Raw genomic sequence first — 14,351 nt, 5'->3', positions numbered from 1 at the left:
TCACCACCACCCTATAGAACCGGACACGCGATCCATCCAGACCATCAGTATTGTTGATATTGATATGGCCAACAAGACAAACCCCGCACCGATCATGAAGGGGGCGCCCACAAACGCCACCATGAGGGACGGCAAGGCCTTGTTGATGAAGCCCAGTGAGATGTTGTAGAGCAAGTTGATCGCCACGAAAGGCCAAGCGATCAATACAGCGAACTTTACAGCATTCAGCATGCCGTCAATGACGAAACCTTGATCGAACTGAGCCAGTGCGCCAACGGGAATTTCGGAATACACTTCAGCCATGCGAACGAACACGCTGACATGGTAGTCAGCCGACAAGAGCAGGACAGCACCTGCCAAAGCGAGTAGGTTCGATGTGACTGTTTGCGCCTCTGTATCCAGAGCGATACCCAGCATCTGGGACAGGCCGATGGACTGCGCAATCAACGCACCCGCCATGTTGAGAATCCAGATTGTCGTTCTCAACAGGACGCCAAGGCCCAGGCCAATGATAATCTCCGCGCCCAACAACCCAACAAAATTTCCGATGGATAAATCGGTTGGTGGACTGACAAGTCCTGACATTGCAAACAGCATCGCCGCCCCCAAAAGAAGGGACAAGCGAACGCGCGCTGGAACAGTTTGATCGCCGATACCGGGCATGAGAAAGACGACGAAGGTCAACCTGCCTACGATCAACATGAACATGATGATCCAAGCGGAAAGCTGCGGCCCAAATGGCAGCTGCTCCAGCATCACACCACGCCGACGATATACGGCTTGCTTTTGGACCCGATCTCTTCATAGGCCAGCACAGCGTTACGCACGCCCTTGCTGGCGAGCACGGTCTGCAAGAACCGACGACGACGGGAAGAGGTCGCTACCGATGCAACAACCCCCTTCTGCGCCATCTCATTCAGCTTGGCCTGCACGGCTGCCGTCAGCTCGCCAAACATTTCCGGCGGCAATGCTATGTCAGACCCACCGTCTTCGCGAGATATCTCGTGCTCATTGAATTTCTGCTCCCAGTTTGTAGAGAGCTGCAGCAGGGGCAGGCGCCCTTGGCCATCCTGCAAACGATCAACGATCTGGAATCCAAGTCGTTGGCGCACAAGCTCCACAATGCGAGAAGGCGCACTGGATTGCGACTTCACTTCCGCGATGGTCTCCACGATCAGGAACAGATTTCGGATTGAAACGCGCTCTTCGAGTAGAAGGCGCAAGACCGAAAGGAGCAATTCCGGCGTAACCTTCCCTGGTATGTACTCGTCGAGGAACCGGCGGTTGGAGGCCGCGCGCTCCGTGTCGCTGATGTGTGTCAGCGCATCCAGCGTGTCGAGCAAGACCATACGCGTAAAGACGAGGGTAAAGTTGGCCTGAATAACTTCGAGCATATGGGTCGCCAACACTTCCGTAGGCTCGATCGCCGGAATACCTGAAGCAGCAAGCTCCTGCTTCTTTGTGCTCGGCAGCCAGCGCGCGGCGGCCTTGTAAACCGGTTCCTTGACCTTTTCGCCTTGCAAATGCGGCAGCTGGGAATCTTCCATCAAAGCCAGCAGTGAGCCGGGGCGCACAAGCCCGCTATCAACACGCACACCTTGAATTCGAATTCGGTATTCGTTCTTGCTCAAGGTCGGATTGTCCGTCATGCGGATCGACGGAAGGACGAAGCCGTATTCCTCCGCAATGTAACGGCGAATCTTGTCGATGCGGCTTTCGAAGCCCCCTGCCCCTTGAAGCACCATGCCGACAAGGTCCGGAGCGACTTCCAGATGAATTTCATCAGAGTGGATGGAGTCTCCTATCACGAGGCTGGTTTGTGGGGCCTCAACTTCTTCCGCTTCAGCTTGCGCGGCCTTTTCGCGTTCGCGACTGCGAATGTAGAAGGAGGCCGTGGCGAAGGCAGCGGCAGCCAGCATGAACGGGATGAATGGAAGGCCGGGGAAGAGCGCAAACGCGCCGAGAATGCCGGCAACAATCATCAGGGACGTGGCGTTGCCGCCCAATTGCGCGCCAAGCGCAAGATCAATGGCGCCGTCTTCACGCCCCTTGGCGAGAAGCAACGCAGCGGAAACCGAAACGATCACGGCCGGAATCTGGGAGACAAGACCGTCACCAACGGTGAGAATGGAATAGTTGCTGAGCGCCTGGGTGAAGCTGAGTCCATGGGCGACAATTCCGAAGCCAATACCGGCCACCAGATTCAGCGCCGTAATCAACAGCCCTGCTATTGCGTCGCCCTTCACGAATTTTGAGGCACCATCGAGAGATCCGAGGAAGGACGCTTCTTCCTGTTCCTTTTGGCGGCGATTGCGCGCTTCTTCATGGCTGATGGCGCCCACGGCAAGATCGGAATCGATCGCCATTTGCTTGCCTGGCATAGCATCCAAGGCAAAGCGCGCCCCGACTTCCGCCATGCGACCAGCACCTTTTGTGATGACCATGAAGTTCACAATTACCAGAACCGCAAACACAACCAATCCGACGAACAGATTTCCGCCCATGATGAACATGGCGAACCCTTCGATGACCCCTCCCGCCGCATTCGTACCGGTATGCCCTTCACTGATGATCAGTTTGGTGGAGGAGACGTTGAGCGCCAGACGAAGTACGAGACTGGCCAGCAAGACACTGGGAAATGATGAAAAGTCCAGCGGCTTCTCGATGAAGATACTCGTCGTGAAGATCAAAATCGCAAAGGCGAATGATGCGGTCAGGCCAATGTCCATTATCCAGGCCGGAACCGGCAAGACCATCACCAGAATCACCATCATCAGGCCGATGGCGATGACGGCGGTCGGTTTCGAAAGGTCGAAAAAGCGTGAAGTCGGCATGGTGCCCCTATCGGGAGATCATCGGAAGGACAGTATTATTGAAAAAATCGAGGCAAATACGGGTCATGTAGCCAAGCGTCAGGAAGAACACGACGACCACAGCCAGAATCTTGGGAACGAAGGTCAGTGTCATTTCCTGAATGGAGGTAAGCGCCTGAAGCAAGCCAATCACGAAACCCAATACCAATGTAACGGCGAGGATTGGCAGAGCCATCATCGCCGCCGCCCACAGCGCTCCGCGCAAGACTTCAAAGATGGCAAGTTCGGTCATCTCTGCCTGTCCTGATCAGACCGGCATCCGGAGCAATTCCTGATAGGCTTCAACGACCTTGTCGCGCACCGTCACGGCTGCATCCAGAACAAGTTCCGCCTGCGCCAGCGCTTCCACCATCGCATGGGGATCAGCGCCAGACACGGCCGTCTGCATCGCGGCCTGCTCGGCATCCTGTAGCGCAGCCTTGAACGTAGAGAACCCCTCGGCGAGCCCCGACGACTTTCCCTCTTCAGCTTGCGCCGGCTTTTCCGGTGTCTTCGTAGGCTGAACCGAGCCAAGCGCTGCATATGCGCTGAAACTTACATTGGACATTCTGCCCTCCCCTTAGCGCCTGAGAACATCAAGAAGTGATTGGTACATGCTTCGCGCCTGACGGAACGAATTGAGGTTCGCCTCATAGCTGCGATTTGCTTCACGCATGTCAGCCATTTCGGTCACAAGCGATACGTTCGACGACGTGACATAACCCTCGGCATCAGACATCGGACTGGCTGGATCGTATCGGCGCTCGCCTTCGCTCTCATCCAGATCGACGCGTGTCTGCATGAACGCGCTACCGGATGATGGGGCCTGCTCAATGGTCAGCACCTTCCGGCGATACCCGGGCGTATCAGCGTTCGAGACGTTCTGCGACGTGATGTCGATACGTTTTGACTGCAGCTGCATGCCAGACACAGCCTGCAACATCGTGGCTTTCAACGAGTCCATGACTTACCCCTTCCTGCCAATTGCGGTCCGCAACAGGTCCAGCGACTTTGTGTAAACAGACAAAGCCATCTCGTGCTGCCCCTGCGCTTCGGCAGCCTTGAACATTTCAACTTCGAGATTGACCGAATTTCCGTTCGGTGAATTCGCGATCTCTTTCTGGAACGTCCGAAATACGGGATCCGTTTCGTCTGCTGTTCCTGCAGCAGCACGCGCCAGAAAGTCCTGGAAGGATTCTACCTGGGTGGCCTTAAAGCCCGGGTCATCGGCGTGCGCAATATTGGTTGCAGACACCTTTTGGCTTTCCGCCGCGTGGCGGGCCATAGCGCTGTAGACACTCAGAACGTCCAGATTAAGAATCGACACGGAATCACCCTTAATTAACTGTTTAGAAAATTAGCCGTTCTAACTTGAAGAAATGGTTAACGAATGAGCGGGATCTGTTTACTTGTTGCGAGAGACACCCAATTTTCCGGATCGATTGTACCGAATCTGGGGCACGGTAACGGAGGTGACTCCGGGTCTCGTCCAAATTGCGGGCATCAGTGAATTCGCCAGGCTCGGCAATGAGATCCGCGTTCAAACCCGCCAGGGGGAAGTTTTTGGCGAAGTCCTCTCGGTAACGGGAGAGCACGTCAAAGCCATGCTCTACGGTGAGTCCGACGCCATCCGCATCGGAGACCGGACATTTCTGGAGCAGGAAGCCTATGTCGACCCCGGCGATCATTGGCTTGGCAAGATCATCGACTATCGGGGCGTATCACCCGGACTGGAGAGTGTGCCTCCGGCTCCCAACACGGCACGCCGGACGCTGCGCGCGCCGCCTCCGCCCAACACCAGTCGGAAAAGCCTCGGCAACCGATTGTCCACCGGATGGATGATCACTGATACCCTCCTGCCAATCTGCCAGGGCCAACGCCTCGGCCTGTTCGCAGGATCTGGCGTAGGAAAATCAACCTTTCTCGGCTCGCTGGCTGCGGGCGTGAAAGCCGGCCGCGTGGTGATCGCACTCATTGGCGAGCGCAGCCGCGAAGTGAACGAATTCGTGCAGAAAACCCTGCCTGCATCCATCCTGTCCCGAACGGTCATTGTGGCTGCGACAGCGAATGATCCGCCCGGCGCCAAGAAACGGGCTGCCTTGTGCGCAATCGCGACAGCTGAGCATTTCCGTGACGAGGGGCATCAGGTCCTGTTCCTGTTCGACTCGATTACGCGCTTCGCCGAAGCACACCGGGAAGTCTCTCTGGCGGCAGGTGAAACACCGGCGCTCAACGCCTTCCCACCGTCAACAGTGCGCGCGATTGCAGAAATCGCGGAGCGCACCGGACCCGGCCCGCACGGGTGTGGTGACATCACGGCAATTTTCTCAGTGCTCGTAGCGGGGTCCGACATGGAAGAACCGGTTGCAGATATGGTTCGCGGCGTGTTGGACGGGCATATCATTCTATCGCGAGAAATATCAGAACGTGGTCGCTATCCCGCGATAGACGTCTTGCGCAGCGTCTCTCGGTGCCTGCCAGACGCCGCCACGCCCGAGGAAAACCTGACGCTGAAAGACTACCGGCGCACCGTCGCACTATTTGAGGAGATTGCTCCGATGCTGCGCGCCAATATTTATGAAAAGGGTCATGACGCTGCAGGCGATCGAGCGATCCGACTCTATCCGGATCTGGACGCTTTCGTTTCAGAGAAAAATCCGGCGGATATTCCGGACGCATTCTTGAGGCTCAGCTCTCTTCTGGGCGAGTCCCCTCAGCCCGAAAGCAAGTCAGACTAACCGCTCGATACGATACTGAGAAATAAGTTCTGACTGGCAGACGAACCAAAGCCGGCAGCATTGTTCAACAGCGTTAGCGCGACAGAGCCGGAAGACAGAGATTCCTGACCAGTCAGGATCGAGTCCATCGTGTGGAACCGCTGTATCGCCTTTTCCACAACGTCCTCATTTGTAATGTCCGTAACCCTGCTTATCGAGAAAACACTCAGCATCCGTTCTTTAAGGATCTCGGCTTGGCGGTCGACGTCTAGCTCTTGCCAGGACGTGGGCAGGTTTAGTGCAGTTTCCAACATGGTGCGAACGGGAACATCGCCGAGAATCCGGTAGAGATTTGCCGAGTCGCTGGACCCTTCACGAACCAATTCACCAATCTTTGCCTGATAGTTCAGGCTGAGCTTCATGTTGTTGTCGACCTCGCCTACGGCTGAGCGAAAGCCCGCAAGCTCAAAATCGTCCGCCAATGTCGAAATCGTGTCGGCCGACAGAGAGATCATCCCGTCATTCAATCCGAACGTTGTCGCAAAGTTTGTATAGGACTGATTGTTCAACCGCTTGAGGAAGGTGCTCTCGGGATCAGCATACTCTTCCATGACGTGGCGAATGAAACCAACTTTCCACTCTTCTCCACCAAGATCGAACGCGGTGAGCGAAATTCTCAATAGCCGCTTATCCGAAAGAAAATCTTCCATCGAAATCGGCGAAGACATCTTATCTTCGAAGTAGGCGCGGTCGTTTTTTACACCGGCTGAATCCGTATAGCCCTCGAGCTGCTTGTCAAAGGTGGATTCCAAGAATTTCCATCCGCCATAGCCTGCCAGGGGAATGACCGGCTGATACACCATGTCAGGCGACCCGGGCGTGGGGTTCAGCCGACTGGCGGCTGCTCGCATGTTTCAGCAGCTCCGCCTCAATGGCAATGACATTTCGCAAATGGCAAAGAGCCGAATAGAAATTACCCCGGCCAAGCATCGAGCGCAAAACAGCAATCAGTTTTCTATCGATTGTTCCGAACACGTCTTCCAATCGACCGCACTCTTCGATGATCGCAGGCAGAACTTCCTCCTCCTGAAGATCACCGGTAATGATCAGCTGGATGGCGTAGTATATGCGCTTGGTTGGCGTATCAACATCCGCAGGTCGCAACGCATCGCGACAACGGAGAATACGAGCATCATCGTCGACCACCCGCACCGTCGAGGGCTTATCGCCATTTTCGAGCGTAGCTCCGTTTACGACGAAACGTTCACCCGCTGCGAGTTTCAATACGAGTCCAGACATTATTCTGCCGCCACGCTTGCTGTTGCTGATCCCTGACCAGACAGCCCCTGCATGATGATTTCGTTAATCTCGATGAGTTCGGACAACTCTGCTTTGCGAGAAAGAACGTGATAACTGATGCGGCGAACAGATTCCGCCAGGGCAATCAGATTGCGCTTGAGCGTCGGGTCCAGCTGATTCTCGTCACTCACGATATCCGTGGAAAGAATTTGCCAGAGCTTCATATTGCGATCAATGGCGTCTGCCCAGATGGTCGGCTGGGGGTGGCCTTCGGCATCAACCGCTTTGAGGGCCTGAGTGATCTCCTCAAACAAGGTGTATTCAATCTGTCCGGTGTTGGCGGTACGGCTCGTTACTTCGCCGTATGCCTTGTAAGCCAGTTGTTGCATACACCCTCTCTATGCTTGGTACTGGGTGAACCCGGGCACTGGTGTGCGCCCGGGTCCGGTTAGAATTATCTGAACAGCGACAGGAGTGTCTGCGGGTTCGAATTCGCAATCGACAGCGCCTGGACGCCGAGCTGCTGCTGAACCTGCAGGGCCTGAAGCTTGGCGGAAGCCGCCTCGATGTCTGCGTCAACCATGGCGCCGATGCCGGATGTCATGGAGTCGATCAGTGTCTGAACAAATTCACCCTGACCTTCGATCTGCGTCTGCGCAGAACCAAATGACGTCGCAGCATTGATCGCCGTATCAAGCAGGTCTTCGATCGTATTCAGAGCCGTCGTGGCATCTTCAGCCGTTGCAACGCTGAGGTCAGCAATCGCGCCAAGACCGCCTGCCGCAACAGCTGCGTTCTGAGACCCAAGACCAGCCAGGCTGACGTTTACGTCGCCACCGTCGGCCTCAAGCGAGATCGTCGCAGCATCAGAAGTTGGATCCCCTGCATCAGTCACAGTAACGACAAGATCAGAGATGCTGCCAGCATCAATCAGGGTTTTAAGACCAGCGGCAACGTCATTGTTGGTGTCACCGTCGACGGCAGTGTAGGTATACTCTGCATCACCCACATTGATCGTGAACGTATCACCAGCGGTGATTGTGCCACCAGCGAGTGTAACATCGATCGTATCACCATCGGAGATGACGCCTTGAGTCGTCTCAGATGCCAGACCAGTTTCGTCAAAGGTCACGTTTCCGCCAGCAGCGGCCAGATTAATGGTCGCATCATCAGAGGCAGGATCTGCGCCTGGGGTGACCGTGACGGTGAGGTTGGCAATGCTACCTGCGTCGATCAGCGTTTTGAGGCCTGCAGCAACATCATTGGCTGTGTCACCTTCCAGCGCGGTGTAGGTGTAATCGGAGCCACCAACATTGATGGTGAACTCATCACCCGTCGTAACTGTACCGGCGTCGAGCGTAATGTCTGCATCGTTACCATCGGTGATATTGCCAGACTGAGCCGTGGACATGAAACCTGCATCACCGCTAGACAGATTTACAGTGGTGTCTGTAGCTGAGTCTGCAGTCGAAACATAACCTGCATCAGTTGCTTCCTTCGCAGCCGCATCGACAGCTGCCGTTGTCTGCAGATCCTGGCGAGCAACAGTGATAGAGGTTGCAGAGACAGAGCCATCAGATCCACGGTCAAGCGATGCGAGGATAGAGATGCTCTCGGTGCCTTGCAGGAGGTTTTGACCGTTGAACTGAGCGGCGTTCACGATGTTGCTGATTGCGGTCCGCTTCGCATCAATATCCGTCTGGATCTTTGCGCGGTCGTCAGCATTCAGATCTTCCTGAGCGGACACGATCAGGTTCTTCATGTCCTGAAGAAGCTCGGTGACCTGCTCGGAAGCAGCACGGGCCACGCCTACGGTGGAAGAACCCTTGTTCAGAGAGTCCGTGATCTGGTTGAAGCTCTCAACGTCGGTCGACATGACCGTCGAGATAGCCCAGATGGCGGCGTTGTCTTTGGCGGTAGCAACTTTCTTACCGGTCGAAATCTCGGATTGAACGGTTTCAAGGTTGCTGTTGATGTTGCGCAGAGTCTGCAGCGCAACCATCGCACTATTGTTAGTCAGAATACTGGACATTTGAATGTACCCCATTTGCGTCAGGCGAGCGGCTTAGCGCTGCCTAGGTTCGATCTTACGTCGTCCTGACGTCGGGATTCCCCGCAACCCATCTTGGTTCGCTGTACTTGAGTATACAGGAGCCGTGTACAATCAGTTAATCATCATGCCTTCTTTAGATAATTTCCTGTCGCCTTGGTAAACGGCGTCTGCAAACCATTGGAGGAGTAGGCTCCAACGTAAGAATCCTGCGCCATATTTCCGATGCGGGCGGCAAGGCTACGGAGTCCATTCTGCGCCGCTTTGAAATGCTGAGCGTTCTCAATTGCGGCCGCGGTGATACCTTTCAAGCGGGTCCTGATGCGCTCCCGACCGAGCGCAGAATGCTCACTTGAAATCAGTGCGTCGACGGCCTGAGTTGCCTCCATCTTTTCAGGCATCAGATCGGCTACTTGGTGAATTTGACCAGACATCAACGCTACGCGCTCTGTGGCCAGGACCGTCTCCAGACGAGACAAAGCGGCTTCGGCAGCTACTATTTCACTCATCCCCATTCCCCATAGTAGACGAAAGTTGCGCTACTCCGGTCGCGTTCAACCCCAATGGATGAGACTCGGCCAGATCTTCAGCGATGGATTCGACGATCATGCGAGAAAATGCCGACGCCGCCTCCCCACCTGATTGCGTGAAGGCTTTCTCCAAGCCAGTGTGGCTCAGCATTTCTGCCCACAGCAGCTGTTCGAACCGCTTTCCTACATCGATCAGCTCGTCCGCGCTGGATGTTGGCGCGCCGGATTGACTGGCTGCAACAGGCAAAGGAAAGCCTCCTTGCCCCTGAATAGTCGTCATGAACCGGCTCCCCTTCTGGCTGGAACAATCGCGCGGAATCCCCCGCAACTTAAATCTTAATTTACCACTGGTGAGGCAATTAGGGTTAAAAGATAGCTAATCTGGATTAACGAATGACGCCTTTCCTTAGCTTGGAACGTTTGTCTGCGGCCGAAAAAAGTGGCCATGACGAGACGAGGCCCGCTCCGGTCGAAGGCGGATTTGCGAAGGAATTCCTGGAGGCGCTCTCAACACTCTCATACGAAGATATTGATGAAGAAACTTCAGACAATCTCCAGGTTGTGGCTCAACCTTTTGGGCCCTTGAGTGATCAGACATCACACCAGTTTCTTGATTTAGACCCGACGGAACCAACGACCGGCGCGACTGGCGATGCAGAGATAGATCTGCCAGCTTCTGCGGATTCAGAAGCTGTTGAGTTGACTGAGCTAAGCGCCCTGAACAATGCGCTCGGAGCGGAGAGGGCGGCGGCAGGTCCAACCGAGCCAAAGCATCCCACCTCCACGATATCCAGCCGTGAAACTGCAGTCGTGGAAATTGACGCTGAGTCGAATCAGCCCTTGTTGATTTCACCCAACTCCTCGTCCGGCAAAGTAACAACTGCAGACCAAGTTGGTGAGGCAGCTCCATCCGAAGCATCGGAAGCCGCTGTCACTTCTCGCAGCGGACATATGCTCGAAGTCGATCAAGACAACGCAACGCTCGTTCGTTCCACCAGTTCAAGTTCGGAACAGCAAACCAAACCTGAAATCGCCGGCGTGGAGATAGAGAACGTCGCTAGCGCGCCAAGGGCTGGATCAACGGAAAAGCAGGCCATACCGCCAGTGGAAGATCCCTCTTCTATGGTCCAACCAGAACACGCATTGAAGTCTGAAGCGTCCGGAGCAGCCACTCAAATCACGGCGGCGAAGGCTCATCCGGATGCGGTCATTGAAACCCAGCCAAGACCAAGCGACGCGTCCGCTATATCGTCCCTAGGGGCGACTGCCGGCGCGACTTCAAGCCCAACTTTGGTGGCTACGCCGTCAATACAGACCGCCGTTCAGCCGCCACCTGCTACGACGAACTACGTCGCAGTTCCTGACGATATTGCGAGCATCATCTCTCAGGAACTCTCATCAGACACACAAAATTCTCGAATCCGAATTCAGTTGGATCCGCCCGAACTCGGTAGGGTATCGCTGGAGTTCAAGTTTGACTCTCAAGGTCTGCAGCATGTGGTAGTTACGGCCGATTCCGCTGAAGCCATTCGCCGGATACGGGCATTCCATCCAGACCTGGTCGCGACATTGGAACAACATGGCTTATCTGGAAGCGATATGACGTTCCAAGAGAAAACGCAGCAACAACAGAACGCCCGAAACTGGGAGTCGTCAAATCTGACTACGCCAGAGGAAGAGATGGAACGCTCGGACGCACCTCTTCTAAACCGCGAACCAGCAACGCGGGCAGACACGTCAGCCACAACTAGCCTGGACATACGGGTTTAAGAGACAAAGATCATGAGCACCGTCACCAACACGACTTCTACCCAATCTGCCCAGCAGACAACGAACAGTTCAGCCGCCACTCAGCAATTTGGCGAAGAGTTCACAAACTTCATCAAACTGCTCACGGCACAAGTGCAGAATCAGGACCCGCTGTCTCCCATGGATTCGACCCAGTTCGTCGATCAGTTGGCCACCTTCTCGTCTCTCGAACAGCAAGTTCAAACGAACTCCAGCCTGGGCAGCATCTCATCATTGATCGGCGACTTGCACACGATGTTTGCAAGTGAATGGCTGGGAGAAACAGTCACGATCGAGTCATCCTGGGTGCCTTACTCAGGCACTGAAATTAGGTATCTGACAAATGCGCCTGAAAGTGCCGACAGTGCATATCTGACTGTCCGAAATTCCGATGGTGAACTGATATGGTCCGAACAACTCGACACTGAAGACAGCGTGCATACTTGGAATGGACAAACAAATACTGGCGAATCGATCACTGAAGATGAGCTGTTCGAGTTCTCCATAGATTATTACAGCGGCAGCGAGTACATCAGCCTTGGTGCGCCTCAGCTGATCACAACAATCACTGAAGTTGGAAGCGAGAATGGGACGCTCCGGTTCGGAACCTCTTCCCACCTATCGGCCGACCTATACAGTGTGACGAAGTACCGGGACGAAGGCTGACGACCTCTCGAACCTTTAAAGATCCTGCCGAGCCATATCCAGTATCAGTACGTTTCGTATTCCCTCCGGAACCTCATTCTGTAGGTTCGTGAGAATCATGGCTCGAAGCGTTTCATAATTGTCGACGTCAGTAATCGAATTGAGCGTGCGACCCCCACTGCTCAACTTGACCAGTGTCGTCATGATGTTGTCCCGCAAGACCGGCTCTTTCGAGAACAGTTCCTGAGAGATCGACGTATCGACTTCGAGGTTGAGGTTCAGGATTACGAGACTCTGCACACGATCGTTTTCGATCATTGGCACGACAAACTCACGCGAAAACTTGTAATAGGTTACTTCCGAACCGTCGGATTTCCCGTGCTTGTCTGTCTTGCCGTGAGCCTTCTTTTGCTTCTTCGGCTCCGCATGCTTATCGTCTTTTTGGGCGGCCGCAGCCGGCTTCGCATCTGAACCTGATGTCAGGAAATGCGCCGTTCCCCCACCCGCAACAATGGCCAGCAACGCAACGATGGACGGAACTATCTGTTTCATGGCGTCTTCCTAGAACGGGATAACCCGGTCGAGCACTTTCTGCCCTACCCTTTGTTGCGGAACGGATGTTGCGTCACCCGTATTCAGATAGGAAATCTGGGCTTCCGCGATTTTCTCGTAGGACACCGTATTTGTCCGTGTAATGTCCTGTGCGCGAATTACACCGCTGACGGTCAACATCCTCAACTCATTGCTCACCCGGGTTTGCTGGTAGCCCTGAATGACCAGGTTTCCATTAGGCTCCATTGCAACAACGCGTGCCGCCAATGTGAAAGCAATACTCTCGGCCCGGTTCATCGCCCCGCTGCCATCGAGAGATGAACCACGGCTATAGTCTACACCAGGAGACAGGGAAGCCCCGCCGGGCAGCACACCATTTGCCCACTCTGGCAGGCCGAACAGGGCATCGACATTCATATCCGCACTACTATTCCGATTTCTCGATAGCGAACTTTGGAGACTTGCCCGGTCATCCATTTCTACAACAACCGTCAGAAGATCGCCGACAGCCTTTGCCCGACGCATGCTCAGCAAGGCATTTGGAGACGTCGTCCAGAGGGACGCATCATCCGTACCTACCGGTTCAGCGACGGGCTGATGCACCATCGGCACAACCGTGGGTGTCGTCATGTCGAACTCCGCGTCTGCGGAAGGGATCGAAGCACAGGCGGTAACGCTGAGGGCCGCCGCAGTCAGAGTGAATGTCATCTTCATTGAACAAGTACCCATCCGTCTGATTGCACTATTCCGCTTACGATCTTCTTCGAGTTGAGGTTCAGAATGGAAACGCTGTCTCCTTCTGTCGCCTCGCTCATGGCTCGTCCCGTGGTAGCGATCTCTAGCGCACCGCTGACGAACTTTACCGTCACGACCTGATTACGCCGCACCAATCGCGCGGGCTGGGTATCGTCCAGGCTGAGCTCTTGTCCGACATAGACAGTACGCCGAACTTCGCGGCCAATAAGTGGATTATCCGATGACACCATACTGCCGGTTTCAGTAGAGATGTTCGCAGCAGTGACGGTGTCCCCTGCCCGTATCACTTCAGTCGCGACAGAAGCTGACGCCCCAATCATGTGCGCAGCAAGCCCGAGGCCCAATGCTATTGCTGGTATCATTCTGTTACCTCAACCTTGTTGTCGCCGCGAGCATTTCGTCGGCGGCTGTGATCACTTTGGAGTTCAGCTCATATCCGCGCTGAGCCTCGATGAGCTCAGAAATTTCCTGAACCACATCTACACCAGATTCCTCCAGGTAGCCTTGTCGAATCAGGCCCATACCCTCCGTACCCGCGACCAATTGGTTTGGTGGACCCGATGCCTCTGTCTGTCGAAACATGTTGTCACCCATCGCCTCAAGACCTTTTTCGTTGATGAAACGAACCAACGAAATATTGCCTATAGGCTGACCATCAGACTCACCATCAAAGTATGCGACCACTTCCCCATCGCGACTGATGGATATGCTGCGCGCCTCTTCCGGAATGACAATTCCATCTGCGAGCGGGAATCCATCCATCGTTACGATCTCCCCGTCCGGACTGCGGTTCAGCTTACCATCACGTGTATAGGCGGACTCGCCAGACGGCAGCGTAACCTCAAAGAATCCTGTACCGTCGATCGCAAGGTCGAGCTCTGAGCTGGTTTCCCGAAGGCCGCCTTGAGTAATCTCCATTGACACTGAGGATGGCTTCACGCCTGTGCCGAGCTGAATACCTGCGGGCACGACCGTTCCCACTTGGGATGTGATTGTCCCCGGGGTCAAATGCTGTTGATACATGAGATCCGAAAATTCAGCCGTACGCGGTCGATAAGCAGCCGTGCTCATATTGGCAATGTTGTTGGAGATCACCTCCACTCGCAATTGCTGAGCGGCCATCCCTGTCGCGGCGATTTGCAATGATTTCATCTCATTCCCC

Annotated in this window: 19 protein-coding genes; 3 read left to right on the top strand and 16 right to left on the bottom strand. The window is 54.8% G+C overall.

Features of this window, described 5'->3' with window-relative positions; translation table 11 throughout:
- The 6 genes from HF931_RS04925 to HF931_RS04900 are packed head-to-tail and all read right to left on the bottom strand — an operon-like array spanning nt 1 to nt 4,179.
- Nucleotides 1–756, bottom strand: coding sequence for a flagellar biosynthetic protein FliR (locus HF931_RS04925; RefSeq protein WP_051602414.1), 756 nt, complete (start codon nt 754–756; stop codon nt 1–3).
- Nucleotides 756–2,834, bottom strand: a complete 2,079-nt coding sequence (locus HF931_RS04920; RefSeq protein ID WP_273242132.1) for a flagellar biosynthesis protein FlhA — start codon at nt 2,832–2,834, stop codon at nt 756–758. Before HF931_RS04920 ends, HF931_RS04925 begins: the two co-directional genes overlap by 1 nt.
- A 7-nt stretch (nt 2,835–2,841) precedes the next feature.
- Complete coding sequence (locus HF931_RS04915) at nt 2,842–3,105, bottom strand: flagellar biosynthetic protein FliQ (protein ID WP_035547787.1); 264 nt, start codon at nt 3,103–3,105, stop codon at nt 2,842–2,844.
- A gap of 15 nt (nt 3,106–3,120) precedes the next feature.
- Nucleotides 3,121–3,420 (bottom strand): flagellar hook-basal body complex protein FliE, encoded by a 300-nt coding sequence (locus HF931_RS04910; RefSeq protein ID WP_035547790.1) that lies wholly within the window; start codon nt 3,418–3,420, stop codon nt 3,121–3,123.
- A gap of 12 nt (nt 3,421–3,432) precedes the next feature.
- Nucleotides 3,433–3,816, bottom strand: coding sequence for a flagellar basal body rod C-terminal domain-containing protein (locus HF931_RS04905; protein ID WP_272982548.1), 384 nt, complete (start codon nt 3,814–3,816; stop codon nt 3,433–3,435).
- Between the two features lie 3 nt (nt 3,817–3,819).
- Nucleotides 3,820–4,179 carry a flagellar biosynthesis protein FlgB gene (locus HF931_RS04900; RefSeq protein WP_273242129.1) on the bottom strand — a complete coding sequence of 120 codons (360 nt, stop codon included), beginning with the start codon at nt 4,177–4,179 and terminating at the stop codon, nt 3,820–3,822.
- Between the two features lie 85 nt (nt 4,180–4,264).
- Here HF931_RS04900 and HF931_RS04895 point away from each other — a divergent pair, with 85 nt between their 5' ends.
- Entirely contained in the window at nt 4,265–5,590 is a 1,326-nt protein-coding gene (locus tag HF931_RS04895; protein ID WP_273242127.1) for a FliI/YscN family ATPase, read from the top strand.
- On the opposite strand, the gene HF931_RS04890 is transcribed toward HF931_RS04895, so the two are convergent.
- The 6 genes from HF931_RS04890 to HF931_RS04865 all read right to left on the bottom strand — a co-directional run bounded on the left by HF931_RS04890 (nt 5,587) and on the right by HF931_RS04865 (nt 9,728).
- The gene (locus tag HF931_RS04890; protein ID WP_273242125.1) at nt 5,587–6,480 is read right to left on the bottom strand and encodes a DUF1217 domain-containing protein; all 894 of its coding nucleotides are present in this window, start codon (nt 6,478–6,480) and stop codon (nt 5,587–5,589) included. The genes HF931_RS04895 and HF931_RS04890 overlap by 4 nt on opposite strands.
- Nucleotides 6,434–6,868 carry a flagellar biosynthesis repressor FlbT gene (locus HF931_RS04885; protein WP_273242124.1) on the bottom strand — a complete coding sequence of 145 codons (435 nt, stop codon included), beginning with the start codon at nt 6,866–6,868 and terminating at the stop codon, nt 6,434–6,436. The genes HF931_RS04890 and HF931_RS04885 overlap by 47 nt, the downstream gene beginning before the upstream one ends.
- The gene (locus HF931_RS04880) at nt 6,868–7,257 is read right to left on the bottom strand and encodes a flagellar biosynthesis regulator FlaF (RefSeq protein ID WP_273012034.1); all 390 of its coding nucleotides are present in this window, start codon (nt 7,255–7,257) and stop codon (nt 6,868–6,870) included. The genes HF931_RS04885 and HF931_RS04880 overlap by 1 nt, the downstream gene beginning before the upstream one ends.
- 65 nt (nt 7,258–7,322) lie before the next feature.
- Nucleotides 7,323–8,900, bottom strand: coding sequence for a flagellin (locus HF931_RS04875; protein WP_273242122.1), 1,578 nt, complete (start codon nt 8,898–8,900; stop codon nt 7,323–7,325).
- 143 nt (nt 8,901–9,043) lie between these two features.
- Nucleotides 9,044–9,427, bottom strand: coding sequence for a hypothetical protein (locus HF931_RS04870; protein WP_273242120.1), 384 nt, complete (start codon nt 9,425–9,427; stop codon nt 9,044–9,046).
- Nucleotides 9,420–9,728 carry a hypothetical protein gene (locus HF931_RS04865; protein WP_273242118.1) on the bottom strand — a complete coding sequence of 103 codons (309 nt, stop codon included), beginning with the start codon at nt 9,726–9,728 and terminating at the stop codon, nt 9,420–9,422. The genes HF931_RS04870 and HF931_RS04865 overlap by 8 nt, the downstream gene beginning before the upstream one ends.
- A 113-nt stretch (nt 9,729–9,841) precedes the next feature.
- Between HF931_RS04865 and fliK the strand changes: the two genes are divergently transcribed.
- Both fliK and HF931_RS04855 read left to right on the top strand, forming a co-directional pair.
- Nucleotides 9,842–11,218 (top strand): flagellar hook-length control protein FliK, encoded by a 1,377-nt coding sequence (fliK, locus tag HF931_RS04860; protein WP_273242116.1) that lies wholly within the window; start codon nt 9,842–9,844, stop codon nt 11,216–11,218.
- Between the two features lie 12 nt (nt 11,219–11,230).
- On the top strand, nt 11,231–11,902 hold the full coding sequence (locus HF931_RS04855; RefSeq protein WP_035547814.1) for a flagellar hook assembly protein FlgD: 672 nt from the start codon (nt 11,231–11,233) through the stop codon (nt 11,900–11,902).
- Between the two features lie 15 nt (nt 11,903–11,917).
- On the opposite strand, the gene HF931_RS04850 is transcribed toward HF931_RS04855, so the two are convergent.
- The 4 genes from HF931_RS04850 to flgG are packed head-to-tail and all read right to left on the bottom strand — an operon-like array spanning nt 11,918 to nt 14,341.
- Nucleotides 11,918–12,433, bottom strand: coding sequence for a flagellar basal body-associated FliL family protein (locus HF931_RS04850; protein WP_273242114.1), 516 nt, complete (start codon nt 12,431–12,433; stop codon nt 11,918–11,920).
- Between the two features lie 9 nt (nt 12,434–12,442).
- Nucleotides 12,443–13,147: a flagellar basal body L-ring protein FlgH gene (locus tag HF931_RS04845; protein ID WP_273242112.1), complete on the bottom strand. Its 705-nt coding sequence runs from the start codon at nt 13,145–13,147 to the stop codon at nt 12,443–12,445.
- Nucleotides 13,144–13,551: a flagellar basal body P-ring formation chaperone FlgA gene (flgA, locus tag HF931_RS04840; RefSeq protein ID WP_273242110.1), complete on the bottom strand. Its 408-nt coding sequence runs from the start codon at nt 13,549–13,551 to the stop codon at nt 13,144–13,146. The genes HF931_RS04845 and flgA overlap by 4 nt, the downstream gene beginning before the upstream one ends.
- Nucleotides 13,552–13,555: 4 nt before the next feature.
- Nucleotides 13,556–14,341: a flagellar basal-body rod protein FlgG gene (gene flgG, locus HF931_RS04835; protein ID WP_035547826.1), complete on the bottom strand. Its 786-nt coding sequence runs from the start codon at nt 14,339–14,341 to the stop codon at nt 13,556–13,558.
- Between the last annotated feature and the right edge of the window lie 10 nt (nt 14,342–14,351).

This window comes from Hyphomonas atlantica corrig. (assembly GCF_017795365.1).
Lineage (GTDB): Bacteria > Pseudomonadota > Alphaproteobacteria > Caulobacterales > Hyphomonadaceae > Hyphomonas > Hyphomonas atlantica.
The sequence above is the reverse complement of the archived record's forward strand: the minus strand, read 5'-3'. Positions and strand labels throughout refer to the sequence as shown.